This window comes from Streptomyces sp. NBC_00727, assembly GCF_045161745.1.
Classification (GTDB): domain Bacteria; phylum Actinomycetota; class Actinomycetes; order Streptomycetales; family Streptomycetaceae; genus Streptomyces.
The window spans coordinates 1551645-1576844 of the sequence record NZ_CP108981.1; the positions used below are offsets into that span (position 1 = coordinate 1551645).

At 73.5% G+C, this 25200-nt stretch carries 23 protein-coding genes and 1 pseudogene; 6 read left to right on the forward strand and 18 right to left on the reverse strand.

Translation table 11 applies throughout. The features are described from left to right. Positions 1-8: 8 nt before the first annotated feature. The gene (gene hisI / locus OG242_RS06865) at positions 9-392 is read right to left on the reverse strand and encodes a phosphoribosyl-AMP cyclohydrolase (protein WP_328899720.1); all 384 of its coding nucleotides are present in this window, start codon (positions 390-392) and stop codon (positions 9-11) included. A gap of 85 nt (positions 393-477) precedes the next feature. Here hisI and OG242_RS06870 point away from each other — a divergent pair, with 85 nt between their 5' ends. Then, the gene (locus OG242_RS06870; protein ID WP_405897291.1) at positions 478-1110 is read left to right on the forward strand and encodes a TIGR03085 family metal-binding protein; all 633 of its coding nucleotides are present in this window, start codon (positions 478-480) and stop codon (positions 1108-1110) included. A gap of 16 nt (positions 1111-1126) precedes the next feature. Here the strand turns inward: OG242_RS06870 and OG242_RS06875 are convergent. From OG242_RS06875 to hisD, 12 genes and pseudogenes are all read right to left on the reverse strand, one after another. After that, positions 1127-1872: pseudogene (locus tag OG242_RS06875) on the reverse strand (MFS transporter). 25 nt (positions 1873-1897) lie between these two features. After that, a complete protein-coding gene (locus OG242_RS06880) occupies positions 1898-2485 on the reverse strand; it encodes an ArsR/SmtB family transcription factor (RefSeq protein ID WP_405897292.1) in 588 nt (195 codons plus the stop codon). A gap of 102 nt (positions 2486-2587) precedes the next feature. Beyond that, positions 2588-3883, reverse strand: a complete 1296-nt coding sequence (locus OG242_RS06885) for a helix-turn-helix domain-containing protein (protein ID WP_405897293.1) — start codon at positions 3881-3883, stop codon at positions 2588-2590. A 128-nt stretch (positions 3884-4011) separates the two neighbouring features. Next, positions 4012-6945 carry a LuxR C-terminal-related transcriptional regulator gene (locus OG242_RS06890; RefSeq protein ID WP_405897294.1) on the reverse strand — a complete coding sequence of 978 codons (2934 nt, stop codon included), beginning with the start codon at positions 6943-6945 and terminating at the stop codon, positions 4012-4014. Between the two features lie 101 nt (positions 6946-7046). Next, the gene (gene hisF, locus OG242_RS06895) at positions 7047-7802 is read right to left on the reverse strand and encodes an imidazole glycerol phosphate synthase subunit HisF (RefSeq protein ID WP_405897295.1); all 756 of its coding nucleotides are present in this window, start codon (positions 7800-7802) and stop codon (positions 7047-7049) included. Continuing rightward, positions 7799-8203, reverse strand: a complete 405-nt coding sequence (locus tag OG242_RS06900; protein WP_405897296.1) for a RidA family protein — start codon at positions 8201-8203, stop codon at positions 7799-7801. The genes hisF and OG242_RS06900 overlap by 4 nt, the downstream gene beginning before the upstream one ends. Next, complete coding sequence (gene priA / locus OG242_RS06905) at positions 8200-8925, reverse strand: bifunctional 1-(5-phosphoribosyl)-5-((5-phosphoribosylamino)methylideneamino)imidazole-4-carboxamide isomerase/phosphoribosylanthranilate isomerase PriA (protein ID WP_365685098.1); 726 nt, start codon at positions 8923-8925, stop codon at positions 8200-8202. The genes OG242_RS06900 and priA overlap by 4 nt, the downstream gene beginning before the upstream one ends. Then, complete coding sequence (hisH, locus tag OG242_RS06910; RefSeq protein ID WP_405897297.1) at positions 8925-9566, reverse strand: imidazole glycerol phosphate synthase subunit HisH; 642 nt, start codon at positions 9564-9566, stop codon at positions 8925-8927. Before hisH ends, priA begins: the two co-directional genes overlap by 1 nt. Before the next feature lie 10 nt (positions 9567-9576). Beyond that, the gene (locus OG242_RS06915) at positions 9577-9744 is read right to left on the reverse strand and encodes a hypothetical protein (RefSeq protein ID WP_405897298.1); all 168 of its coding nucleotides are present in this window, start codon (positions 9742-9744) and stop codon (positions 9577-9579) included. Beyond that, positions 9741-10337, reverse strand: a complete 597-nt coding sequence (gene hisB / locus OG242_RS06920) for an imidazoleglycerol-phosphate dehydratase HisB (RefSeq protein ID WP_037786278.1) — start codon at positions 10335-10337, stop codon at positions 9741-9743. Before hisB ends, OG242_RS06915 begins: the two co-directional genes overlap by 4 nt. Continuing rightward, a complete protein-coding gene (locus OG242_RS06925) occupies positions 10334-11485 on the reverse strand; it encodes a histidinol-phosphate transaminase (RefSeq protein ID WP_405897299.1) in 1152 nt (383 codons plus the stop codon). The genes hisB and OG242_RS06925 overlap by 4 nt, the downstream gene beginning before the upstream one ends. Further along, the gene (gene hisD, locus OG242_RS06930; RefSeq protein ID WP_405897300.1) at positions 11482-12804 is read right to left on the reverse strand and encodes a histidinol dehydrogenase; all 1323 of its coding nucleotides are present in this window, start codon (positions 12802-12804) and stop codon (positions 11482-11484) included. The genes OG242_RS06925 and hisD overlap by 4 nt, the downstream gene beginning before the upstream one ends. Before the next feature lie 146 nt (positions 12805-12950). Between hisD and OG242_RS06935 the strand changes: the two genes are divergently transcribed. The 4 genes from OG242_RS06935 (at position 12951) to ybaK (ending at position 17082) form a co-directional block, all read left to right on the forward strand. After that, the gene (locus OG242_RS06935) at positions 12951-14552 is read left to right on the forward strand and encodes an oxidoreductase (protein ID WP_405897301.1); all 1602 of its coding nucleotides are present in this window, start codon (positions 12951-12953) and stop codon (positions 14550-14552) included. Between the two features lie 213 nt (positions 14553-14765). Beyond that, entirely contained in the window at positions 14766-15806 is a 1041-nt protein-coding gene (locus OG242_RS06940; RefSeq protein ID WP_405897302.1) for a hypothetical protein, read from the forward strand. Between the two features lie 5 nt (positions 15807-15811). Beyond that, positions 15812-16555 carry an LON peptidase substrate-binding domain-containing protein gene (locus OG242_RS06945; RefSeq protein ID WP_405897303.1) on the forward strand — a complete coding sequence of 248 codons (744 nt, stop codon included), beginning with the start codon at positions 15812-15814 and terminating at the stop codon, positions 16553-16555. 26 nt (positions 16556-16581) lie between these two features. Continuing rightward, positions 16582-17082: a Cys-tRNA(Pro) deacylase gene (gene ybaK / locus OG242_RS06950; protein WP_405897304.1), complete on the forward strand. Its 501-nt coding sequence runs from the start codon at positions 16582-16584 to the stop codon at positions 17080-17082. Positions 17083-17195: 113 nt separating this feature from the next. On the opposite strand, the gene OG242_RS06955 is transcribed toward ybaK, so the two are convergent. The 4 genes from OG242_RS06955 to OG242_RS06970 all read right to left on the reverse strand — a co-directional run bounded on the left by OG242_RS06955 (position 17196) and on the right by OG242_RS06970 (position 21156). Further along, positions 17196-17900, reverse strand: coding sequence for an ABC transporter permease (locus OG242_RS06955; RefSeq protein ID WP_405897305.1), 705 nt, complete (start codon positions 17898-17900; stop codon positions 17196-17198). A gap of 34 nt (positions 17901-17934) precedes the next feature. Next, positions 17935-18720: an ABC transporter permease gene (locus tag OG242_RS06960; protein WP_405897306.1), complete on the reverse strand. Its 786-nt coding sequence runs from the start codon at positions 18718-18720 to the stop codon at positions 17935-17937. After that, positions 18717-19691, reverse strand: coding sequence for an ABC transporter ATP-binding protein (locus OG242_RS06965; protein WP_405901529.1), 975 nt, complete (start codon positions 19689-19691; stop codon positions 18717-18719). The genes OG242_RS06960 and OG242_RS06965 overlap by 4 nt, the downstream gene beginning before the upstream one ends. A gap of 154 nt (positions 19692-19845) precedes the next feature. Continuing rightward, a complete protein-coding gene (locus OG242_RS06970; protein ID WP_405897307.1) occupies positions 19846-21156 on the reverse strand; it encodes an NYN domain-containing protein in 1311 nt (436 codons plus the stop codon). A gap of 223 nt (positions 21157-21379) precedes the next feature. Between OG242_RS06970 and OG242_RS06975 the strand changes: the two genes are divergently transcribed. Beyond that, on the forward strand, positions 21380-21559 hold the full coding sequence (locus tag OG242_RS06975) for a hypothetical protein (protein ID WP_405897308.1): 180 nt from the start codon (positions 21380-21382) through the stop codon (positions 21557-21559). 77 nt (positions 21560-21636) lie between these two features. Here OG242_RS06975 and dnaE read toward each other — a convergent pair whose 3' ends face one another. Further along, positions 21637-25173, reverse strand: a complete 3537-nt coding sequence (gene dnaE, locus OG242_RS06980) for a DNA polymerase III subunit alpha (protein WP_405897309.1) — start codon at positions 25171-25173, stop codon at positions 21637-21639. Between the last annotated feature and the right edge of the window lie 27 nt (positions 25174-25200).

Genomic DNA, 25200 nt, shown 5'->3' on the forward strand with positions numbered 1-25200 from the left:
GGCTGACCCTACTGCCCGAGGAACAGCGTGTCGGCGTCGAAGCAGGTGCGGTCGCCGGTGTGGCAGGCGGCGCCGGTCTGGTCGACCTTGACGAGGACGGTGTCGGCGTCGCAGTCCAGGGCGACGGACTTGACCAGCTGGATGTGGCCCGAGGTGTCGCCCTTGACCCAGTACTCCTGGCGGCTGCGGGACCAGTAGGTGCAGCGGCCGGTGGTGAGGGTGCGGTGCAGCGCCTCGTCGTCCATCCAGCCCAGCATCAGCACCTCGCCGGTGTCGTACTGCTGGGCGACGGCCGGGACCAGTCCGTCGGCGCCGCGCTTGAGGCGGGCGGCGATGGCGGGGTCGAGGTCGCTGGCGGTCCGGGGGGTGCCGGGCGGGGGCGTGCTGCTCATGGGGCCCATTGTGCCGTGGTGGCGCGGGGTGTCCGGGCGGGCGTCCACTGGGCGGACGGGGGACGGCGGTCGTACGCTGGCGGGCATGTCGACCCATGCGAAGCGCGAACGTCTTCTGCTCGCCGACCTGTTGGAGGCGGCGGGTCCGCAGGCTCCGACCCTGTGCCAGGGCTGGACGGCCCGGGATCTCGCGGCCCATGTGGTGGTGCGGGAGCGGCGGCCCGACGCGGCGGCCGGAACGCTCATCGGTCCACTGAGGGGCCGGCGGGACCGGGTCACGGCCGAGTTCACCGAGAAGCCGTACGAGGAGCTGATCCAGCTCATCCGTACGGGACCGCCCCGGATGTCCCCGTTCGGGCTGAAGCAGCTGGACGAGGCGGCGAACACGGTGGAGTTCTACGTGCACGCGGAGGACGTGCGCCGGGCGCAGCCGGACTGGTCGCCCCGGGAGCTGGACCCGGTCTTCGCCGATGTCCTGTGGGCGCGTACGGAGAAGGCGGCGCGGATGCTGGGCCGCAAGGCGCCCGTGGGTCTGGTGCTGCGTCGCCCGGACGGGCAGACCGCGGTGGCGCACCGGGGGACGCCGGTGGTGACGGTGACCGGTGAGCCGGGCGAGCTGCTGCTGTTCGCGTTCGGGCGGCAGGAGGCGGCGCGGGTGGAGCTGGAGGGCGAGCCGGACGCGATCGGGCGGGTGACGAAGGCGAAGCTGGGCATGTAGCCCGGGTACGCCCCGGTCAGTGCGGGAGGTCCGCCCGGCGCAGCGGTGCGATGACGATGCCGGTGACCGCGCCGGCCGCGCACAGGGCGGCGCTGGCGACGAAGACCGGGCCGGTGCCCCAGAGGGCGACGGCGGCGCCGGTGACGGGGTAGCTGAGCGGTGCGAGGGCGTGCGTGAAGAGGGTGGAGACCGAGGTGACCCGGCCCAGGTAGGCGGGCTCGGTGACGGTCTGGACCAGTGCGCCGCACAGCGAGCCGCCGAGGCCGGCGAAGAGTCCGACGAGGACCGCGACGGCTGCGGCCAGGGGCACGGAGGGCGCGTACGCCAGGGCGCCGATGGCGCAGGCGCCGACCAGGACGGTCAGGCACATGACCAGTCCGGCCCTGGGTGTGCGGCCGCGTACGGCGAGGAGCAGGGCGGAGGCGCCCGCGCCGGTGCCGAAGGCGGCGACGACCCAGCCCATGCCGGAGGCGCCCCAGCCGCGTTCGTCGCTGAGTGCTGGCCGTACGCATGCGCCCGCTGCCCGCACCGGCCACGACCGCGCCCACCGGCACCGCCCGGCACGAACTGGCCGCCGGCCGCGAGCACCAGACCGGTCTGGGAGGCGCTGCCGGTACGGGCGGCGGCCCAGGCGAGAGCCATGTAGTAGACGCTGTCGCCGATCATGGACGCGGTGTACGCGCCGAGCCAGCGCAGGACGTTGCCGTCGCGGTGGGCCGGGCGGGCGGGGGCCTCGGCGGGCGCGGACAGGGTGGCGGTCACGGGGGCGTCCTCTCGGGTGGCCGGGTCAGGTGCGGAACGGGAAGCCGTACACGTGGAGCGCGACGTTCTCGCGGCCCTCGGTCTCGCCGGCCTCGTCCCGGGCGCGGCCCTGCTGCTCGTACCGCTTGATGAGGTCGTTCATCTCGCCCGCGAGTGCGGCGAGCTCGTCGGCGGTCAGCCGGGCGAGGTACTCGGAGCTGGAGGAGGCAGCCCGCCACTCGGACGGCCAGCTGTGGTGCGCGTCGAGGTGGCGGCGGTACATCTCGACGTGCTGGTCGAAGGAGAGCCGGCTGACCGCGGAGTGGGTGGCGGCCATCTCGGGCGCCTCGCTGAAGTCCTCGTCGTGGAAGCTCAGCCTCTCCGAAGCGGGCTGCCACCAGCGCTCGCGGCCGTCCCTGCCCGCCCGGTCGGCCTCCTCGATCAGGCCGTGGTCGGCGAGCTTGCGCAGGTGGTAGCTGACGAGCGAGACCGCCTCGTCGACCTGCTCCGCGAGCTGGGACGCGGTGGCCTGCCGGGCGATGTACAGGGCCCGGTACAGCTTCATCCGCAGGGGGTGCCCGAAGGCCTTGAGGGTGCCGAGGTCGGACACCCGGCGTGATGCGTCGCTTGCCATGCCTTGAGCGTAGGCAGGAAAGAAAAATTGCGCAATATTTGTTGCGGAATAAATATTGCGCATCCTGGCGTACGGTCGGCCGAGGCGTCCCCCTGCGCGCTCTCAGTTGGTCAGCAGGCTGCGGGCCGCGAGGGCCAGAGACACCTCCACCGCGTCCGAGGGGCGGGTCAGGCAGCGGCCGGTCAGCTGCTCGAAGCGACGGAGGCGGTTCAGGACCGTGTTGCGGTGGCAGTAGAGCCGGGCGCCGGCCCGGGGCGCCGAGCCGTCGGCGTCGAACCACGCGGTGAGCGTCTCGATGAGCACGTCCCGGTCCGCCGCGTCCAGCCGGTCCAGGGGCCCCAGCACCCGGTCGGCGAGGGCCGCGCCGAGCCCCGGTGACGAGACGACCAGCGCGGCGGGCAGGTGTTCGTCGAGCAGGACGACCCCACCGTCCGCCGGGCAGGCCCGCAGGGCGGTCTCCGCGAGGCGGCGGGCGTCCCCGACGGCGGCCAGCCCGTCGACGGCCGAGCTGATACCGGCCCGGGCCCCGGGCGGTACGCGCAGGGCGGCGGCCAGGTCCGCGAGCGCCCCGGCCGCGTCCGGGTCCGTGCCACCGCCCCGGCCCAGCGGCAGGATGGCGTACTCCGCCTCCTGGCCCGCGTGCCACACGGCGTCCGTCCCGGCGGGCAGCTCCGGCGGCGGGTGCGCCGCGCCGTGCGGGGTGCGGCGGGCGTCGCACAGGGCGAGCACCGCGTACCGGCCGTTCTCCGGCAGGCCGAGGGCGGCCGCCGTGTCGGGGAGGTCGGCGACCCGGGCGGTGCCGTCGAGCAGCGCGGCGGTCATCAGGCGCTGGCGGTTCTCCCGGCGCCAGGCCAGCCGGCGCTCCGCCCCGCGGTACGCGTCGGCGACGACACCGCAGTGCTCGTCCACGAAGTTCCAGACGTCCGCGGCGACATGGACCAGCAGCCGGATGTCCTCCGGGTGGCGGCGGGCGGTCTCGTCCACCAGGTCCTGCCAGACCATCGCCCCGCCCATCCGGAACGCGTGCAGGACCGCGTCCAGCGGCAGCCCCTGCTCCGCCCGGACCACGCCGATCCGCCGCGACGTGCGGTGCGCCGCGTCCCGGAACTCGCGGGGCTGGATGAGCGATCCGACGTTGTGCCGCAGCGACAGGTGCACCTCCTGCCAGATCTCCGCGGGGTCGGTCTCGATCGCCGCGCGGTAGGCGGGCTCCTGCTCCCGCAACGCCTCCACCAGCCGGTCCGTCAGCTCCGGCAACGCCGCCACCAGCACCCGGGCGGCCCGGTGCAGGACGGCGACGGCCTCGCGATCGGCCAGCGAACGGAAGCGGCGCGGGGCCGGGGCGACGGGCGGCGGCGTGCGCAGTGCCCTGACCCGTGAACGTACGACCTGTGGCATGGCGGCCTCCACCGGGATTCGGCCGGCTCGCTGGGCGGCCGGTTCCGGTCCGTCCCGCCCAGCACGGAGGCTGCGGGCGCACCGAATGATCCTGACGCCCGCAGAATGACATACCGCCCAGTCGGTACCTAGGGGTGTGCGGCCTCCTTCTCATCACGGTCCTGCAACCCCGGCGGCCCGTACGGGTCCTCGGGGCCGGTTCGCAGCAGCCCGGCCAGCTCCGTGCGCGAGCGCACGCCCAGGGCCGCGAACACATTGCGCAGGTGGTGGTCGACGGTCCGGGTGCTCACCGAGAGCCGCAGCGCCACTTCCCGGTTGGTGGCCCCCTCCGCCACGCAGCGGGCGATCCGCTGCTGCTGCGGGGTGAGCGCGGCCAGCGGTGCGGCGGCCCCGGACGGGCCCGGCCCCTCCACCGCCTCGCCGGCGGCCCGCAGTTCGCCGCTCGCCCTCGCCGCCCAGGCCGCGGCCCCGCACCGCTCGAACCCCACCAGGGCGTCCCGTAAGGGCTCGCGGGCCTCACGGGTGCGGCGGCGCCTGCGCAACCAGGACCCGAACAGAAGCCGGGTGCGAGCCTGTTCGAAGTCGCCGCCGGCCCGTCCGTGGTGGGCGAGGGCCTCCCCGTACCGCCCGGCGACCTCGCCCGCCGGTGCCAGCAGCGCCCGGCAGCGGGCCAGTTGGGCGGGGACCTGGGGGTCGGTGGTGCGGCTCGCCCACACGGCGAACTCCGCCACCGCACCGGCCACCGGGTCCGCTCCCCCGCCCCGGCCCCGGCGCCCGGACAGCACCGACGCCTCGACGTAGCAGGGCACGGCGAGCATCCGGGTCGCGAAGTGGCCGCGCCCGGGCCCCGGCGCCACCAGCGGGTCGAGCCGGGCCGCCGCCTCGGCCGGGCGCCCCGCCGCCAGATCGGCGCGGGCCTGCGCCCAGGTGGCCAGGGTCGCGGCCTGGACGAGACCGTGCGGTGCCGCGCCCGCCAGCGCGGCGTCGGCGTGGGCCGCGCACTCCCGGGTCCCGCTCTCCACGGACGCGGCGAGGGCGAGCACGGCGTGCAGAGGGGCGGCGGCGTTGGGCTGCCCGTTGCGGCGGGCCGCGCGCAGGCCGTCCAGCGCGTGGGCGCGGGCCCGGGCGTGGCGGCCGGCGCGCAGCTCCGCGTAGGCCAGGTGCTCCAGGGCCTGGGGCAGCAGTGCGTCGGCCCCGCTCGCGTGCACGGCGGCCAGTGCGCGGGCCCCGGCCCGGCAGGCGGCGTCGAGGTCCCCGAGCACCAGCCCCGCCGCGCCGGCCCGCAGCAGCGTCTCGGGGTCGTGGCTCCGGGCGGCGGAGCCCAGGCAGCGGCGCAACAGCGCGTGCCCCTCGCCGAGCCGCCCGCGCAGCACGGCGCACATGCCGTCGCGGTACTGCGCGAGGGCCCGGTCGGCCCTGTCGGCGGGGATACGGGTCAGCGCGTCGAGATACCCGAGGGCGTCGCCCGCCGCCCAGGCGGCCTCGGCGGCCCCGAGCAGGGCGTCGCGGGCCCGGCCGGGGTCGTGCGGAGCGAGGAGGCGGGCGGCGGTGAGGAGGGTTGCGTGAGCGTCGGGGGCGGGTCCGTCGCGCAGGGCGAGGAGGCCGCGTACGTGGTGGGCGGCGGCGTGTCGGGGGCGGGTCGCGCCCGGCCCGGCCTGCGGGCCGTGACCGGCGTACGCGTCACCCTGCCCCGGCGGAACGCCGGCCCGCGCCAGCAAGCCGCGAGCCCGCCCCGGCTCCCCCGCGAGCAGCATCTGCTCCGCCGCCGCCACGTACCGGGTGGCCCGCCCCGGCCCGTCCGGCGTCAGCGCGGCAGCCCGCACCAGGGCGGCGGCGCGCTCCGCGTGCGGGCGGGGCCGTACGGCGGCTGCCTCCAGCGCGGCGGCGAGCCGGGCGTCCGGGCCGGGGGCGGCGCAGGCCCGCTGGACGAGGGCGGCGAACCCGGGCGCGAGGAGGCCTGCGAGCAGGTCGTGCACCGCGCGGCGGTGGTGCGGGGGCGCCCGGTGCAGGAGGGCGCGGCGCATCAAGGGCTCCCGGAAGTGGACCCGGTCGCCCGCCGGTTGGAGCGCGCCGGCCGTGCCGCCCGGGCCGTGCAGGGCGAGGTCGGAAGCGGCGGGCGGGACGGCGGCCGATGCGGCGGCGCGGCGTACGAGGGCGAGGTCCGCGCCGGCGCCCTCCGCCTCGTGCTCGTGGGCGGCGGCGGCGATCAGGAGGAGGGCGCGGGTGTCGGCGGGGAGGTGGCCGAGGCGGGCGGCGTGGGCGGCGAGCACGTCGTCGGCGCCGGCCGGCGGGTGGGGCAGCGGGGTCCGTCCGGCGAGCTGGCCGGGGGTGAGGCGGGCGGTGAGATCGGTGAGCAGCCGGGGATTGCCGCCCGCCTCACGGATCAGCTCGCCGCGCACCACCGGGTGGACCGCCTCCCCGGCCGGCTCGCCGCGCACCACCGGGTCGCCCCGGTCCGCGTCGGCCCGGTGTCCGGTGAGCCGGTCGAGGAGCGCGGCGGCCGCGTCGTCGTCGAGGGGGCCGAGCCGCAGCGCGGGCAGCCCGGCGACGGCGCCCTCGTCCCCGGACCCGATCAGCACGGCGACCCGGCTCCCCGGTCCGAGCCGCCGGGCGGCGAAGACGAGAGCGGCGCGCGAGTCGGGGTCCCAGAGGTCGGCGTCGTCCACGCAGACCAGCAGGGGCCGCTCCGCGCCGAGCCGCCGCAGGAGGCCGAGAAGGGCGGTGGGCGCGAGTCCGTCACGCAGCACCCGGTCGGGGCCGCCGGGCACGAGCCCGTCCGGCACCGCACACAGCAACGCGTGCAGCCCGCTGTGCGGCACCCGGCGTTCGGCCGGGGCGGCGACCGTATGGAGGACGGGCCCCGTGCCCGGCGAGCGGTGCGCCGCGACGGCGTGGTCCAGGAGGGTGGTGACGCCCGTGCCGGGTGGGGCGGTCAGGGCCAGCGCGCCGCCGTCGCCGCGCCGAAGGCGCGTCAGCAGGGTGTCGAGGACGGTGAGTTCGCCGCTGCGGCCGTACAGCCGGAGCGGACTGTGCACGGTCGTGGGGGGAGTCACGCCGGGCACGCTAGGCCGGGGCTCCCCGGTCCGGGAAGGCGCGCGTACGGCGATGGGGCGCCCTCCCAGGGAAGGGCGCCCCATGTCTGTGCACGCGCACAACCGGCCGGTCAGCGCACCGGGTGTCCGGCCTCCGCGAGCGCGCCCTTGACCTCGGAGATCCGCAGGTCGCCGAAGTGGAAGACGGACGCGGCGAGGACCGCGTCGGCCCCGGCGTCGACGGCCGGCGCGAAGTCCGCCAGGCGGCCCGCGCCGCCGGAGGCGATGACGGGGACGCGGACGTGCTCGCGGACGGCGGCGATCATCTCGGTGTCGTAGCCGTCCTTCGTACCGTCGGCGTCCATCGAGTTGAGCAGGATCTCGCCCGCTCCCAGCTCGGCGGCGCGGTGGGCCCACTCGACGGCGTCGATGCCGGTGCCCCGGCGGCCGCCGTGCGTGGTGACCTCGAACGAGCCGTCGGGGGTGCGCCGGGCGTCCACCGAGAGCACCAGGACCTGGCGGCCGAAGCGCTCGGCGATCTCCCGGATCAGCTCCGGACGGGCGATCGCCGCGGTGTTGACGCCGACCTTGTCCGCGCCGGCCCGCAGCAGCTTGTCGACGTCGTCCGGGGTGCGGACGCCGCCGCCGACGGTGAGCGGGATGAAGACCTGCTCGGCGGTGCGGCGCACCACGTCGTAGGTGGTCTCCCGGTCGCCGCTGGACGCGGTGATGTCCAGGAAGGTCAGCTCGTCGGCGCCCTCGGCGTCGTACAGCTTCGCCATCTCGACGGGGTCGCCCGCGTCGCGCAGGTTCTGGAAGTTGACGCCCTTGACGACCCGGCCGTTGTCCACGTCGAGGCAGGGGATGACGCGTACCGCGAGGCTCACCGCGCACCCGCCCGGTAGGCCTCGACCTCGACCTCGACGACCAGCCCCGGGTCGACGAAGCCGGAGACCACGATCATGGTGGCGGCGGGGCGCACGGCGTCGAACAGCTCCTTGTGGGCGCGGCCGACCTCGTCGGTGTCCCGGGCGTGCATGACGTACATCCGGGTACGGACGACGTCCTCGCGGCCGAGGCCCAGCTCCTTCAGGGCCTCGAAGGCGACGTTGAAGGCGGTGACGGTCTGGTCGTACGGGCCGCCGGCGGCGATCTCGCCGCCGACCACCGACGTACAGCCGGAGACGAGCACCAGGCCGTTCGGCAGTTCGACGGCGCGGGAGTAGCCGAACTTCTCCTCCCACGGGGCGCCGGAGGAGACGCGGCGCACGGATGCGGAGTCGGTCATGCGGAGACCGCCTCCAGCGCCTCTTCGAGGGTGAACGCCTTCGCGTACAGGGCCTTGCCGACGATCGCGCCCTCGACGCCCGCCGGGACCAGTGAGGCGATGGCCCGCAGGTCGTCGAGCGAGGAGACGCCGCCGGAGGCGACGACGGGCTTGTCGGTGGCGGCGCAGACGTTCTTCAGGAGTTCCAGGTTGGGGCCCTGGAGCGTGCCGTCCTTGGCGATGTCGGTGACGACGTAGCGGGCGCAGCCCTCGGAGTCGAGACGGGCCAGCGTCTCGTAGAGGTCGCCGCCGTCGCGGGTCCAGCCGCGCCCGCGCAGGGTGGTGCCGCGCACGTCGAGGCCGACGGCGATCTTGTCGCCGTGCTCGGCGATGACCTTGGCGACCCACTCGGGGGTCTCCAGGGCGGCGGTGCCGAGGTTGACGCGGCGGCAGCCGGTGGCGAGTGCGGCGGCGAGCGAGGCGTCGTCGCGGATGCCGCCGGACAGCTCGACCTTGATGTCCATGGCGCCGGCGACCTCGGCGATGAGGGCGCGGTTGTCGCCGGTGCCGAAGGCGGCGTCCAGGTCGACGAGGTGCAGCCACTCGGCGCCGGCGCGCTGCCAGGCGAGTGCGGCCTCCAGCGGGGAGCCGTAGGAGGTCTCGGAGCCGGACTCGCCGTGCACCAGGCGGACCGCCTGGCCGTCGCGGACGTCTACGGCGGGGAGCAGTTCAAGCTTCGGCATTACAGCGTCTCGATCCAGTTGGTCAGCAGCTGGGCGCCGGCATCGCCGGACTTCTCGGGGTGGAACTGGGTGGCCCACAGCGCGCCGTTCTCGACGGCCGCCACGAACCGTTCGCCGTGCGTCGCCCAGGTGACCCGGGGGGCACGGATCTTCGCGTTGGTGACTTCGAGGCTCCAGTCGTGCGCCGCGTAGGAGTGCACGAAGTAGTACCGGGCGTCGGCGTCGAGTCCGGCGAACAGCTGGGAGTCCTCGGGGGCTTCGACGGTGTTCCAGCCCATGTGCGGGACGACGTCGGCCTTGAGCGGGCCGACCGTGCCGGGCCACTCGTCGAGCCCTTCGGTCTCCACGCCGTGCTCGATGCCGCGCTCGAACAGGATCTGCATGCCGACGCAGATGCCCATGACGGGGCGTCCGCCGGCCAGCCTGCGGCCGACGACCCACTCGCCGCGGGCCTTCTTCAGACCCTCCATGCACGCCGAGAACGCGCCGACTCCGGGCACCAGCAGCCCGTCGGCGTTCATCGCGGCGTCGAAGTCGCGGGTGATCTCGACGTCCGCGCCGACGTGGGCGAGGGCGCGCTCGGCGGAACGGACGTTGCCGAAGCCGTAGTCGAAGACGACGACCTTCTTCTTCGTATCCACGGGTGCTCCCTCAGTCCCAGAGGCCTTGGATCCGCATGACGCCCGCTACCAGGCACATCACGGAGGCGATCCCGAGCAGCACGATGACGCCCTTGGGCATGCCCTGCTTCGAGAAGGAGTAGACCCCGCCGGCCAGGAAGAGGCCGACCAGGATCAGGATGGTGTTGAGGCCGGTCACAGGGCGCCCTTCGTGGACGGGAGGATGCCGGCCGCGCGCGGGTCGTGCTCGCTGGCGTACCGCAGGGCGCGGGCGAGCGCCTTGAACTGGCATTCCACGATGTGGTGCGCGTTGCGTCCGTACGGCACGTGGACGTGCAGCGCGATCTGCGCCTGGGCGACGAAGGACTCCAGGATGTGCCGGGTCATCGTCGTGTCGTACGCGCCGATCATCGGCGCCATGTTCTCGGGCTCGGTGTGCACCAGGTACGGGCGGCCGGAGAGGTCGACGGTGACCTGGGCGAGCGACTCGTCCAGCGGGACGGTGCAGTTGCCGAAGCGGTAGATGCCGACCTTGTCGCCGAGCGCCTGCTTGAAGGCGGCGCCGAGCGCGAGGGCGGTGTCCTCGATGGTGTGGTGCGAGTCGATGTGCAGGTCGCCGTCGGTCTTGACGGTGAGGTCGAACAGACCGTGCCGGCCGAGCTGGTCGAGCATGTGGTCGTAGAAGCCGACACCGGTCGCGACATCGACCTTGCCGGTGCCGTCGAGGTTGATCTCGACCAGCACGGAGGTTTCCTTCGTGGTGCGTTCCACGCGGCCTACGCGGGGGCTCATGCGTCGTGCTCCTTCTTGGCGTTCTCTTTTTCAAGCGTGCGAACCGCGTCGAGGAACGCGTCGTTCTCCGCCGGGGTCCCCGCGGAGACCCGCAGCCATCCCGGTACGCCGTTGTCGCGGACCAGGACGCCCCGGTCGAGGATCTGCCGCCAGGCGGTGTGGCTGTCGGCGAAGCGGCCGAACTGGACGAAGTTGGCGTCCGATTCGGTGACGTCGAAGCCGGCGGCGCGCAGCTCGGTGACGATCCGGTCGCGCTCGCTCTTGAGCTGTGCGACGTACCCGAGGAGCGTATCGGTGTGCTCCAGGGCGGCGAGCGCGGTGGCCTGGGTGACGGAGGACAGGTGGTACGGCAGCCGGACCAGCTGCACCGCGTCGACCACGGCGGGGTCGGCGGCCAGGTAGCCGAGGCGGAGCCCGGCGGCGCCGAACGCCTTCGACATGGTGCGCGAGAGGACCAGGTGGCGGCGGCCCTCGATCAGCGGGAGCAGCGAGGGGTGGTGGCTGAATTCGCCGTACGCCTCGTCCACGACGACCATCGACGGCTTGGCGGCCTGCGCGGCCTCGTACAGCGCGAGGACGGTGTCCGCGTCGACGGCGGTGCCGGTGGGGTTGTTGGGGGAGGTGATGAAGACGACGTCGGGGCGGCGCTCGGCGATGGCGGCGCGGGCTGCGTCGACGTCGATGGTGAAGTCCTCGTTGCGCGGCCCGGAGATCCAGCCGGTGCCGGTGCCGCGCGCGATGAGGGCGTGCATCGAGTACGAGGGCTCGAAGCCGATCGCGGTACGGCCGGGGCCGCCGAAGGTCTGCAGCAGCTGCTGGAGGACCTCGTTGGAGCCGTTGGCGGCCCAGACGTTGGCGGCCTCGACGCGGTGCCCGGCGGTGCGGGTGAGGTAGCGGGCGAGCTCGGTGCGCAGTTCGACGGCGTTGCGGTCGGGGTAGCGGTTGAGGTCGCGGGCGGCCTCACGGACCCGTTCGGCGATGCGGTCGACGAGCGCCTCGGGCAGCGGGTAGGGGTTCTCGTTGGTGTTGAGCCGCACGGGGACGTCGAGCTGCGGCGCGCCGTACGGGGACTGGCCGCGCAGTTCGTCGCGGATGGGCAGGGCGTCCCACGGGTTGGCCGTGGGCGCGCCGGCGTTGCTGTTCGTCACTGCTGGGGAACCTTCCACCCGAACCTGGCCTTGAGCGCGGCGCCGTGGGCGGGGAGGTCCTCCGCCTCGGCGAGGGTCACCACGTGGTGGGTGACCTCGGCGAGCGCGTCGCGCGTGTAGTCGACGATGTGGATGCCGCGCAGGAAGGACTGCACGGACAGGCCCGAGGAGTGGCAGGCGCAGCCGCCGGTGGGCAGGACGTGGTTGGAGCCGGCGCAGTAGTCGCCGAGCGAGACGGGCGACCAGGGGCCGACGAAGACCGCTCCGGCGTTGCGGACGCGGTCGGCGACGGCGGCGGCGTCGGCGGTCTGGATCTCCAGGTGCTCGGCGGCGTACGCGTTGACGACGGTCAGGCCGTCCTCCAGGTCGTTGACCAGGACGATCGCGGACTGCCGGCCGGCGAGCGCGGGCTCGATGCGCTCCTCGACGTGCTTGGTCGCGGCGACCTGCGGGACCAGCTCGGCCTCGGTGGCGGCGGCCAGCTCCTCGGAGTCGGTGACCAGCACGGCGGCGGCCATCGGGTCGTGCTCGGCCTGACTGATGAGGTCGGCGGCGACGTGCACCGGGTCGGCGGTGGCGTCGGCGAGGATGGCGATCTCGGTCGGGCCGGCCTCGGCGTCGATGCCGATACGGCCCTTGAGGAGGCGCTTGGCGGCGGCGACGTAGATGTTGCCGGGGCCGGTGACCAGGTCGACGGGCAGGCACTCCTCGGTGCCGTACGCGAACATCGCGACGGCCTGGGCGCCGCCGGCGGCGTACACCTCGTCGACGCCGAGCAGGGCGCAGGCGGCGAGGATCGTGGGGTGCGGCAGTCCGCCGAACTCGCTCTGCGGCGGCGAGGAGACGGCGAGGCCGGGGACGCCCGCCTCCTGGGCCGGGACGACGTTCATCACGACGGAGGACGGGTAGACGGCGCGGCCGCCCGGCACGTAGAGCCCGACGCGGTCGACGGGCACCCACTTCTCGGTGACGGTGCCGCCGGGGACGACCTGGGTGGTGTGCGTGGTGCGGCGCTGGGCGCTGTGGACGAGGCGGGCGCGGCGGATGGACTCGTCCAGGGCGGCGCGGACGGCCGGATCCAGCTCCTCCAGCGCCCGGGCGAGGGCGGCGGCGGGCACCCGGACCGACTTGATCCGGACGCCGTCGAATTTCTCCCCCCAGTCGATCACTGCCGCCGAGCCACGATGGCGTACGTCCTCGCAGATGGGCCGCACCGTCTCCAGGGCGGCTTCCACGTCGAACTCGGCACGGGGCAGCAGGTCGCGCAGGGCGCCGCCCTCGGGGAGGGCATCGCCGCGCAGATCGATTCGAGAGATCACACCGCAATTCTCGCAGACCGCCGCGCGCGGCCGGACGGCCGTATCACTGGCTGATACCTGCCGTCCGTGTGACGGCTGACTATGTGCGTTCATCCGGTCACTCAGAGGGAATAACGGGATCACGCCTCCGAACGAAAGGGGCACCCGTGACGGAGCGGCACGACGATGATCTCCCGGACGGCCTCAGCGCGGCGGAGCTGGGCATGTGGCAGTCCTTCCGGAACGGCACGACCTACGACCTACGGGCCCGCGACCGGGCCCTGGACGATCCGTTCGCCCCGCACGAGTGGGGCCCCGAGCGCAGTGTGGACGCCCGGGTCGTCGCCCGGCTCCTGCTGAGCGGCCCGCCGGCCCGCCCCGGCCGGGTGACGGCGCTGAAGCTCTGGGGCGTACGGGTCAGGGGAAAGCTGGACCTGGCGGGCGGGCGCGTCGATCCGTACGTGGAGCTGACCGGCTGCCGGTTCGACGAGGAGGTGGCGTTCCCCGAGTGCCACTTCACGACCCTGCGTCTGGTGGGGTGCGCGGTGCCCCGCTTCGAGGCGGCCCGGCTGCGCACGGAGGGCGATCTGCATCTGCCGCGCTGCCGGGTGGAGCGCGGCATCCGGCTCACGGACGCACAGATCGGCACGGACCTGCTGATCAACCAGATCGAGGTCGGCCCCGACCGGCAGGGGAGGGCCCTGCTCGGGGACGGGCTGACGGTCGCCCAGGACCTCCAGGCCGAGATGGCCGACATGCTGGGCGAGCTGAGTCTGCGCGGCGCGAAGGTGGGCGGCTCGCTGAGCCTGCGCGGCAGCCGGCTGCGCGCGGGCCGGGGCCGCCGCGCGCTGAACGCCCCGCAGCTCAGCGTCGAGCGGACGCTGTACATGAGCGAGGCGTGGGTCAGCGTCGACACGGGAAACCAGGGCACAACTCCCCCGTACGGCATCGCCACCTCGCCGACCCCGGCCCACGGCACCCGCTCGCAGGTGTTCCGCTGCCGGGGCGGGGTGCGGCTGGACGACGGCAGGTTCGGAGACGCGGTCGACCTGCACAAGGCGGTGTTCGTGCTGGACACGCACGAGGAGCTGTCGCTGCGCCGGACGGTCACCCCGGAGCTGCGGTTCAACCCCGAGCGCCCGGTGCGCGGCCGGGTCGTGCTGAACGGCGCGAAGGTCGTGACGCTGATCGACGTGTCGTCGAGCTGGCCGGGGCCCGGGGGTCTCGCGATGGGCGGGTTCGTGTACGAGAACCTCGTCCCGTACGGGCACTTCCCGCTCTCCAGGCGCCTGGAGTGGGTGGCTGCGGCGACCCCGGAGTACGTGCCGGAGCCGTACGAACGGCTGGCGGCGGTACTCCGCAGCTGCGGCGAGGACTCGGACGCGCGGGAGGTGCTGCTCGCCAAGCAGCGCCGCCACCGCGAGACGCTGCCGCCGGCCGGGAAGCTCTGGGGCTACCTCCAGGACTGGACGGTGGCGTACGGGTACCGGCCGGGGCGGGCCGCGGTGTGGATGGCGGTGCTGTGGGCGGCGGGCACGCTGGCGTTCTCGCAGAACCACCCGGCATCGCTCAAGGGCGCGGAGCATCCCCAGTGGAACGCGGCGCTGTACGCGCTGGATCTGCTCATCCCGGTGATCGACCTCGGCCAGGACGGCTACTGGCGGATGGAGGGCAACTGGCAGTGGGTGGCGGCCGCGCTGATCCTGCTGGGATGGATACTGGCCACCACGGTCGCGGCGGGCGCCTCCCGGCTGCTGCGCCGCGGCTGAGCCTCGGGCACGGGCGGAAGCGGCGTCCGCCCCGCCACGGCGGGGCCGGCCGGCGCCGGGGCAGACCACGGGCCTTCTGCCCAGCACCCGTGAGAACCAGCCAGAAACCCCGCGTTCTTTTACTCCTCCTTGACTGATGGCCGGACAACCCATCCACTCGGCACCAAAGCTTCACAGCGCTCCCCTTGGCGCCGCCTCCACCTGCGCTTTTCAATGGTCTGCACCATGCCTTTCCTCCGCGCTCTGCTCCGAACCGCGCGCGTGTTCCGGCACACCCCGGTGCTGTCCACCGGGTTGCCCGCGGACCACGCGGTGCTGCTCGACGCCCCCGACGAACGGCTGTCGCCCGCGCTGGTGGCCGCCGCCGCCGGGGAGTACGAACCGGCCGCGAAGCTCCTGGCGACCACCCGGGACGCGACCGAGTGGGAGAGCCGGGACCGCTACCTGAGACGGCTCGTCGCGTTCGCCCGCAGCCGGGACGGCTGGCTCGGGGACTGGCTGGCCGCCGCCCCGCGCGACCCGGACGCCCTGCTCGTCAAGGCGCAGCTCGCGGTCGACCGCGCCTGGGAGTCGCCGGCGCGCGCGGAGCAGCTGCGCGAGGTGGGGCCGCTGATCACGGCGGCCGCGGCCGGTGACCCGCGGGACCCGGTGCCCTGGCGCCTGGCGCTGGACCACGCCCGGGGCACGCAGGCCACGCACACCACGTTCGAGGCACTGTGGGAGCAGGCCCTCCAGCGCTCCACGCACCACTACGGCTGCCATGTCGCCGCCCTGCGGTACCTCTCGGCCGCCTGGTACGGCTCGCACCGCGAGTGCTTCGACTTCGCCGAGCGGGCCGCCGAGGACTCGGTGCCCAGCTCGCTGGTCCAGGCGCTGCCGCTGCGCGCGGCCTTCGCGATGCTGACCGAGGGCGCGTGGGACGCCCGGTCGACGTCGGTGCAGGAGGAGCGGATCGACGCGGCGGCGGACCTGGCGATCTCGCTGTCGGCCGCCTTCGCGCCGGGCGACCCGTGGCCGGCCGAGGTGCGCAACCTGCTCGCGTACGTCCTGGTGGTACGGGGCCGGTGGGCCGACGCGCTGGAACAGTTCGGCCGGATCGGCCCGCACGCGTCCTCGTTCCCGTGGTCCTCGGTGTCCGCCGATCCGCTGGGCCGCTTCCTGGACGCACGGGACAGCGCACGCCTTCAGGTGGCGTCCGCGACACCGCTGCGGCAAGGGGCCGGACAGGGACGGGCGCGCGGCCATTACGCTTGACCGCTGTGACCACCGCTCGCCTGCCTCTGTTTCCGCTGAACGCGGTGCTGTTCCCGGGCCTCGTGCTGCCCCTCAACGTCTTCGAGGAGCGATATCGCGCCATGATGCGCGAGCTCCTGACCATCGACGAGGACGAACCGCGCCGGTTCGCCGTGGTCGCCATCCGTGACGGCCGGGAGACCGCCGTCACGGGTCTGGGCATGCCGGAGACGGTGCGTACGCCCGTCGAACGCGGCCCGGCGGACGGCTTCGGCGCGGACCCCCTCCAGTCGCTGCACCGGGTGGGCTGCGTCGCCGACGCGGCGACCGTCCGGGAACGCGCGGACGGCAGCTTCGAGGTCCTGGCCACCGGCACCACCCGGGTCCGGCTGCTCTCGGTGGACGCGAGCGGCCCGTTCCTCACGGCCGAGCTCGAAGAGCTGGAGGAGGACCCGGGCGACGAGGCGGGCCCGCTCGCCGAGGGCGTCCTGCACGCCTTCCGGGGCTACCAGAAGCGGCTGGCCGGTGCGAGCGAGCGCTCCCTGACCACGGGCGCCGACCTGCCGGACGACCCGTCGGTCGTCTCGTACCTGGTCGCCTCCACGGTGGTCCTGGACGTCCCCGCCAAGCAGCGCCTCCTCCAGGCCCCGGACACCGCGACCCGGCTCCGCGAGGAGCTGCGCATCCTGCGCGCGGAGACCGCGGTCATCCGGCACCTGCCGTCCCTCCCGGCGGTGGACCTGACCGTCGCCCCGACGCACCCCAACTGACCGAGCGACCCGGAGAGACCGCGCCCGTGGCCAAGAAGCAGAAGAAGCCCCAGTCCGGCGGCACCCCCGCCACGGTCGCCCTCACCGCGGCGGGCACGGAGTTCACCGTCCACGCGTACGAGCACGACCCCGCGTCGCCCTCCTACGGCGAGGAGGCGGCCCAGGCCCTGGGCGTCTCCCCCGACCGCGTCTTCAAGACCCTGGTCGCCGACGTGGACGGCCGCCTGACGGTCGCGGTCGTCCCGGTCGCCGGCTCCCTGGACCTGAAGGCCCTGGCCGCGGCCGTCGGCGGCAAACGCGCCACGATGGCGGACCCGGCCGCGGCGGAACGCACCACGGGCTACGTCCGGGGCGGCATCTCCCCCCTGGGCCAGCGCAAACGCCTCCCCACGGTCCTGGACGCGTCGGCCCGCGACCACCCCACGATCTGCGTCTCGGCGGGCCGCCGGGGCCTGGAGGTGGAGTTGTCCCCGGAGGACCTGGCGACGCTGACGGGCGCGGTGTTCGCGGACATCGGCCGCGGATAGGGCCCCGACGGGCCGGATAATCCAGCCCCGCCGGCGTTTGAGGCGCGGGGTCCGGGGCGGAGCCCCGGTTCCGGGAAGGGGCGGGGTGGGGAAAGATCCCGCGCAGCGGCCCCCTACGCCCCGTCGGACGGGGCGGCAGCCTTACCCGGCCACGACGGCGCCGAAGGCGCAGACGCCCCCCACTCCCCCTCGAAATCCCGCGGCCCCCAAGCCGCGGTAAGCGCCAGATGCACCACCATCGCCGCCAGCCCCCAGGCCAGCAGCACCCCATGCGCATGCATCTCCAGCGGCGCGTCGAACACCACCCCCTTGCCGGCCTCCCGCGCATGCGCGACCACGTCGTCCGTCGGCCCGAGCCGCGTACCGAGCTGCCACGCCAGCACCGAACCGAGCACGCTGCCGACCGCGAGACCCACCGTCAGCCAGATCCCGCCGCGCCGGTGCAACCAGAAGACCAGGCCCGCCGAGACCGCCCCGAACGCCAGCCCGAGCAGGGCGAACGTGCCGTCGGCGCCGATCGCCTCCTCGCCCTCGCTGTCGCTGAGGAAGACCGCCGTGTTGTCGGAGACCAGCGGCACCCGGGGCGCCAGCCACAGCCACAGGAGCCCCATCAGGACGCCCGCGACGGTCACCACGGCCGCGACGACACCCGCCCGCCGCAGGTCCGCGCGCAGCTCGTCCCGGTCCTTCTCCGGCGACGGGGCCCAGTGGGAGCCGTACGGGCCGGGGGTCCCGGCGGGCTCACCCCCCTCCGGCTTCTGCCAGGCGTGGTTGTCGTCCGATGAGGGCCGGTGCGGCGGCGTCAGAGGTGCGGTCACCGTGCCATCGTGCCAGGCAGCCGCGCGCCGCGCCTCACCGGACCGCTGCCCTGCGGTACGCCCAGGTCGCCACGGCGAGCGAGACCACGCCGACGACGGCGCAGACGGCCAGGTCGAGGGCGACGACCGCCCAGTCGGGGTGGGCGTCGAAGGACCGGGACAGCGCCTCGACCCCGTACGTGGAGGGAAGCAGATCGCGCGCCCAGCCGATCGGCCCGGGCAGCCGGTCGGCCGGCAGGACGCCGAGGAGGAGCGCGGCCGACATGCCCAGCTGCCCGAGCAGTGTGGCGAGTTCCTGGCGCGGGGCGAGGAGCCCGAGCGCCGCGCCGAGGCCGGAGAGCGCCGCGCCGGAGAGCGGCACGACGGCCACGAGCACCCACAGGTGGACCATCGGCAGCCCGAACAGCACGCTGCCGGTCACCGCCGTGACGACGGTGCCGGGCACGGTGAAGGAGGCGTACGCACCGGCCGCCCCGAGCACCACCGCGGCGGGCGGCACGGGCAGGGTGGCGTAGTGGTCGAGGCCGCCGCCCGCCCGGAGCTGCCCGAAGTACTGGGCGAGCAGGTTCAGCGCGACGAAGGCGACGACCAGGACGCTGGACCCGGCGACGACGGCCCGCGCCTCGGAGCCGCCGTCCACCACCCCGCGCATCAGGACCATGATCCCGACGGACTGGAACGTCGCCACGAACAGCAGCGGGATGCGGGCCACCCGGGCCCGGGAGAGCTGGGCGCGGTAGACGGCCGCGAGGGAGGGGAACAGCCGGGCCCGGGGGGCGAGCGTCGCGGCCGCCCCGGCCACCGCACCGATTCCGCTCATGCCTTCACCAGTCCCTTGGTCGCGCCGCCGCCGAGCGCGAGGTAGACGTCCTCCAGGCTCGGCGTCGCCAGGCTGAAGTCGTCGAGCGCGGCGAAGGCCGCGCCACCGGTCACCGCGGCGACCGCCGCCCGCGCCTCGTCGGGCGCGAGCCGCAGCACCCAGCGGCGCCCGGATTCCTGCGCCGACGCGCGCAGGGCCGCGACCTCGGGGAGCTCCAGGGGGGCGCGCTCGCGCCACACCAGCTCGACCCGGACCTCCCCGGCGACGCGCTCCTTGAGCCCGGCGGGGGTGTCGCAGGCGATGACCTTGCCGCGTTCGATGACGGCGACCCGGTCGAGGACGGTCTCGGCCTCGATGACGTTGTGGGTGACGAGCAGGACCGTGGCGCCGCGCTCGGCGCGACGGCGGTCGACGGCGGCCCAGACGGCACGCCGGGCCACCGGGTCCATCCCGGTCGTCGGCTCGTCCAGGACGAGCACCGGGCGCTCCCCGACGAGCGCGGCGGCGACGCAGGCGAGCCGCCGCTGTCCGCCGGAGAGCTTCTTCAGGGGCCGCCCGGCGATCTCGGCGAGCCCGAGTTCGTCGAGGACGGCGTCGCGCTCGGCCCGCGCCTCGCGCACCGGCAGGCCGCGCAGCCGCCCGGTGGTCTCGGCGGCGAGGGCCACGGTCAGCTCGTCGAGGGCGGTGGACTCCTGCCCGAGGTAGCCGATCAGCCGGGAGGCCCGCTCGGGGTGGCGTACGAGGTCGTGGCCGAGCATGTCGACGCTGCCCGAGTCGGGCCGCATCAGTCCGGTGAGCTGCCGTACGAGGGTGGACTTGCCGGCTCCGTTGGGCCCGAGCAGTCCGAAGATCTCACCGCGCCGGACGTCGAGGCTGATGCCGTCCGTGGCGCGTACTTCCGGGGTCGCGGGCGTGCCTCGGCGGCCCCGGGCCGGGGGGTAGGTCTTGACCAGATCACGCACCGCGCACACGGTGCCGCTCGCCGTCGGCGCCTGTGCTGTCCCCGTACTCACGAGGTACGAGGGTACGGGGTCCGGGGACCGGCATTACGCCCGGGGCCGCACCGATCGGACATCAACGCGGCGAACGCCGACCGGGTTGAGCGGGCCTCGGCCAAATGTGGCCTCAGTCTCCGGCGGGCTCGGATTTTCCGGCCTTCTCCGCCGCCCGCTCGGCCGCCGGGGCGTGGTCGGCCGCCGTCCGTACGTCGATCTCGCGCCAGAAGCCCGCCCGGATCGCGTACCGGTCGTGCTCGTCGATCTGGTCGTCCTTGTGGGCGAGGAGGCCGAAGCGGGCCGCGTACCGCAGGAGCTCGCCGTCGATGCGGTGCGGGATGCGCGGGTAGAGGACGGAGAGCTTCGGCAGGTGGCCGGCCTCCGGGAGCCGTTCCATCCAGCGCCGGGCGAAGACCTGCCCCACCTCGAAGGGGTCGCCGCCGACCGTGGTGATGTCCTCCTCGCGGTCGGCCCAGCGCTGTTCGGCGCTGGTGAGCTGCGCGAGCGTGGGCAGCGACGCGGTCTCCGGGGGCTCGCCCAGCGGGCCCCCGCGCTCCACCCAGCCCCGGTCGGACGACCAGCGCAGGGTCGCCGCGGGCTGCGGGGCAGGGGGCCGCTCGGGCTGGCCCAGCGGGCCGCGCAGGGTGCCGGCGAGGTCCTTCGGAGTGGGCACGCCCTTGCCGCCGTGGCCGTGCGCCGGCGCGGCGGGGCTCTCGTCGGGCCGGGGGGCCGCCTCCTCGTCGTCGGGGGCCGCCTCGGCCTGGGCGGCGGCCCGGGAGGCGCGCTCGGCGGAGGCGGCGAGGGCCGACTCGGGCAGCGGGGCGGAGAGGATCGCGGCGATCTCGGGGCGCGTCACGGGCGCCGGGGCGCAGGCGCCGCCGGTCTCCTTGGCGCGAATGGCCTGGGTGATCCACGCCCGGTCCAGGACGCGGCGCTCGTCGGCCTCGGCGACCAGGTCCTCGGACTGGTTGTAGTCGCCGTCGGCGGCCTGGACGGCCCAGAGGTGGACGGCGACGCCGTGCTCCTTGGCGGACATCAGGCCGGGCAGCAGGTCGCCGTCGCCGGTCACCAGGACCACGTCGGAGCAGGCGCGGTTGCGGGCGAGCTCGGTGAGCTCGGCGTGCATCGCGGCGTCGACGCCCTTCTGCGCCCAGCGCCCGTCACTGCGGGTGAGGGCGCCCAGCCGGACCGTGACCCGGGGCATCACGCGCAGCCTGCGGTGCTCGGGCTGCGGGACGCGGTCGGGGGCGCCGTCGAACCAGTAGATCCGCAGCAGCGGCTGTTCGGTGTCGGCCTCGGCGCGCTCGCGGAGCTGCTGGATGAGGGCCGCGTGGTCGACGGTGATGCGGGACCGGGCGGGCTCTCCTGCCAGCAGACTCGCGGCTGCGCCCAGCAGATAGCCGGCGTCCACCAGGACGACGCAACGGTCCACGCGTTCCACCCTCTTCCAGGCACTCGGGATCGGGTTTTCTTCAGGGTTCCTTCGAGTCTGCCCGACCGCGCCGGGGTTAACGGCCGGAACTCGATCATCGGCGTGGCGGATCGCGAAAAGCGCGCATCATACCCCGTCACTACGCACGGTAATGATCCGACATGCGATGTTTATCCGATTATGTGAATCTGACGGTGGTCCTGGCCCCGAGAGTCCTTACAGGAGGAACACCATGGCCAAGAACAAGAACCGCAAGCAGGGCAGCCAGCAGGACCGCGCTTCGCAGTCGGAGCGCGGTACTCAGGAGGCACGCTCCACGGCTTTCGAGTCGCAGAGCCAGTCCCAGGCGCAGGCCCAGGGCAGCCCTGCCGATGTCGCACGCAAGCATCAGCGGCGCTTCGGCCACAACTGACCGGACTCCCGGTAAGGCCGGCACACCGAGAGGGGCGACCCCGCGCAAGCGGAGCCGCCCCTCTCGTACGCGTACCGCTAGCCCGCCAGGCAGGACGGCCCGAGCAGTACCTTCAGGTCGCCGAAGAGCGCCGGGTCCGGCTTCACCCGGTGCCGGTCGAGCCGGAGCACCGTGGTCTTTCGGGGGCCCTGGAGCCTGATGCGTACCTCGGTGTCGCCCCGGTGGCTGTTCAGCACCTCACCGAGCCTGCTGACCATGGGCGGGGTGACCCGGACCGTGGGGATGGTCAGGACGACGGGCGCGTTGGTCCCCGCGTTGGAGATGTCGGGGACCTGCATCTCCATCGCGACCAGGCGCGGCACGTCCTCGCGCTTGTCGAGGCGCCCCTTGACGAAGACGACGGTGTCCTCGACGAGCTGGGTGGAGACCAGCTGGTAGGTGGCGGGGAAGAACATGCACTCGATGGAACCGGCCAGGTCCTCCACGGTGGCGATGGCCCAGGCGTTGCCCTGCTTGGTCATCTTGCGCTGGAGGCCCGAGATGATGCCGCCGATGGTGACGATCGCGCCGTCGCTGTGCTCGCCGCCGGTGAGCTGCGAGATCGCGGCGTCCGACTTGTCGCTCAGGACGTGCTCGATGCCGAAGAGCGGGTGGTCGGAGACGTAGAGCCCGAGCATCTCGCGCTCCTGGGCCAGCAGGTAGGACTTCTCCCACTCGATGTCGGAGAACTCCACGTCGAGCCCGAAGCCGGGCTCGTCGCTGTCCTCCTCGCCGCCGCCGAAGAGGTCGAACTGCCCCTCGGCCTCCTTGCGCTTGACCTGCACCACGTTGTCGATCATGGGCTCGTGGTGGGCGACGAGCCCCTTGCGGGTGTGGCCCATCTCGTCGAAGGCGCCGGCCTTGATGAGGGATTCCACGGTCCGCTTGTTGCAGACGACGGCCTCGACCTTGTCCAGGAAGTCGGGGAAGGTGCTGTACTTCCCCTTCGTCTTGCGGCACCGGATGATCGAGTCCACGACGTTCTGGCCGACGTTGCGGACGGCCGTGAGCCCGAAGAGGATCACGTCGTCGCCCTGGGCGGCGAAGTTGGACTCCGACTCGTTGACGTTCGGCGGGAGCACCTTGATGCCCATGCGCCGGCACTCGTTCAGGTAGACGGCGGACTTGTCCTTGTCGTCCTTGACCGAGGTCAGCAGGGCGGCCATGTACTCGGCGGGGTAGTTCGCCTTGAGGTATCCGGTCCAGTAGGTGACCAGGCCGTACGCGGAGGAGTGCGCCTTGTTGAAGGCGTACCCGGCGAACGGGACCAGCACGTCCCACAGCGCCTTGATCGCGGCGTCGGAGAAGCCGTTCTTCTTGGCCCCGGCCTCGAACAGGACGAAGTTCTTCGCCAGCTCGTCGGCCTTCTTCTTGCCCATCACGCGGCGCAGGATGTCGGCCTCGCCGAGCGAGTACCCGGCGACGATCTGGGCGGCCTTCTGTACCTGCTCCTGGTACACGATCAGGCCGTAGGTGAGGCCGAGGACCTCCTTGAGGGGCTCCTCCAGCTCCGGGTGGATCGGGGTGATGTCCTGGCGGCCGTTCTTGCGCTCGGCGTAGTTCGTGTGCGAGTTCATGCCCATCGGGCCCGGCCGGTAGAGGGCCGAGACGGCGGAGATGTCCTCGAAGTTGTCGGGCTGCATCTGGCGCAGCAGGGAGCGCATCGGCCCGCCGTCGAACTGGAACACGCCGAGCGTGTCACCGCGGCACAGCAGCTCGTACGTCTTGGGGTCGTCGAGCGGGAGGGCGAGCATCTCCAGGTCGATGCCCTTGTTGGACTTCACCATCTTGATGGCGTCGTCCATGATCGTCAGGTTGCGCAGCCCCAGGAAGTCCATCTTGAGCAGGCCGAGCGACTCGCACTGCGGGTAGTCCCACTGCGTGATGGTGACGCCGTCGGTGTGGCGCACCCAGACCGGGGCGTGGTCGACGATCGGCTCGCTGGACATGATGACGCCCGCCGCGTGCACGCCCATCTGCCGGACCAGGCCCTCGACGCCCTTGGCGGTGTCGATGACCTTCTTGACGTCCGGCTCGTTCTCGTACATCCCCCGGATCTCGCCGGCCTCGCTGTAGCGCGGGTGGCTGGGGTCGGTGATGCCGTTGAGGTCGATGCCCTTGCCGAGGACGTCGGCGGGCATGGCCTTGGTGAGCCGGTCGCCCATGGCGTACGGGTAGCCGAGGACGCGGGCGGAGTCCTTGATCGCGTTCTTGGCCTTGATCTTGCCGTAGGTGCCGATCATGGCCACCTTGTCGGCGCCGTACTTCTCCGTGACGTACCGGATGACCTCGACGCGCCTGCGCTCGTCGAAGTCGATGTCGACGTCGGGCATGGAGACGCGCTCCGGGTTGAGGAACCGCTCGAAGATCAGTCCGTGCTCGATCGGGTCGAGGTCGGTGATGCCCATCGCGTACGAGACGATCGAGCCGGCCGCGGAGCCTCGGCCGGGACCGACGGCGATGCCGTTGTTCTTGGCCCACATGATGAAGTCGGCGACGACCAGGAAGTACCCGGGGAACCCCATCTGGATGATGATGTCCATCTCGTACTCGACCTGCTTCTGCCGGTCCTCGGGGACGCCGTTCGGGAAACGGCGGTTCATCCCGACCCGGACCTCCTCCTGGAACCAGGTGATCTCCGTGTAGCCCTCGGGGATCTCGAACTTCGGCATCAGGTCGCGCTTCTCGAACATCCCCGAGGTGTCGATCTGCTCGGCGACCAGGAGGGTGTTGGCGCACCCCTCCTGCCAGGCGTCGGAGGAGTCGACGCCGTACATCTCCTCGGTGGTCTTGAGGTAGTAGCCGGTGCCGTCGAAGCGGAAGCGGTCCGGGTCGGAGAGGTTCTTGCCGGTCTGGATGCACAGCAGGGCGTCGTGCGCGGTCGCCTCGGAGGCGTACGTGTAGTGCGAGTCGTTCGTGACGAGCGGCGGGATGTTCAGCTTCTTGCCGATCTCCAGGAGCCCGTCGCGGACCCGGCGCTCGATCTCGATGCCGTGGTCCATCAGCTCCAGGAAGTAGCGCCCCTCGCCGAAGATGTCCTTGTAGTCGGAGGCCGCCTTGACCGCCTCGTCGAACTGCCCGAGCCGCAACCGCGTCTGGACCTCGCCGGAGGGGCAGCCGGTGGACGCGATCAGGCCCTCGGACCACTGGGCGATGGTCTCCTTGTCCATACGCGGCCACTTCTGGAGCCAGCCCTCGGCGTAGGCGTCGGAGGACAGCTTGAAGAGGTTGTGCAGGCCCGTCTTGTTCGCCGCCCAGATGGTCTTGTGGGTGTAGCCACCCGAACCGGAGACGTCGTCGCGCTTCTGGTGGGGCTGCCCCCACTGGATCTTCCGCTTGTGCTTGCGCGACTCGGGCGCGACGTACGCCTCGATGCCGATGATCGGCGTCACGTCCGCCTTCTTCGCCGAGTGGAAGAAGTCGTACGCCCCGTGCAGGTTGCCGTGGTCGGTCATGGCGATATGGGTCATGCCCATGTCGTTGCACGCGTTGAACATGTCCTTGAGCCGCGCGGCACCGTCCAGCAGCGAGTACTGGGTGTGGACGTGAAGGTGCGTGAAGGGCGGCTTGGTCACGGCGCTGTGCCTCCGGGGAAATGTGGA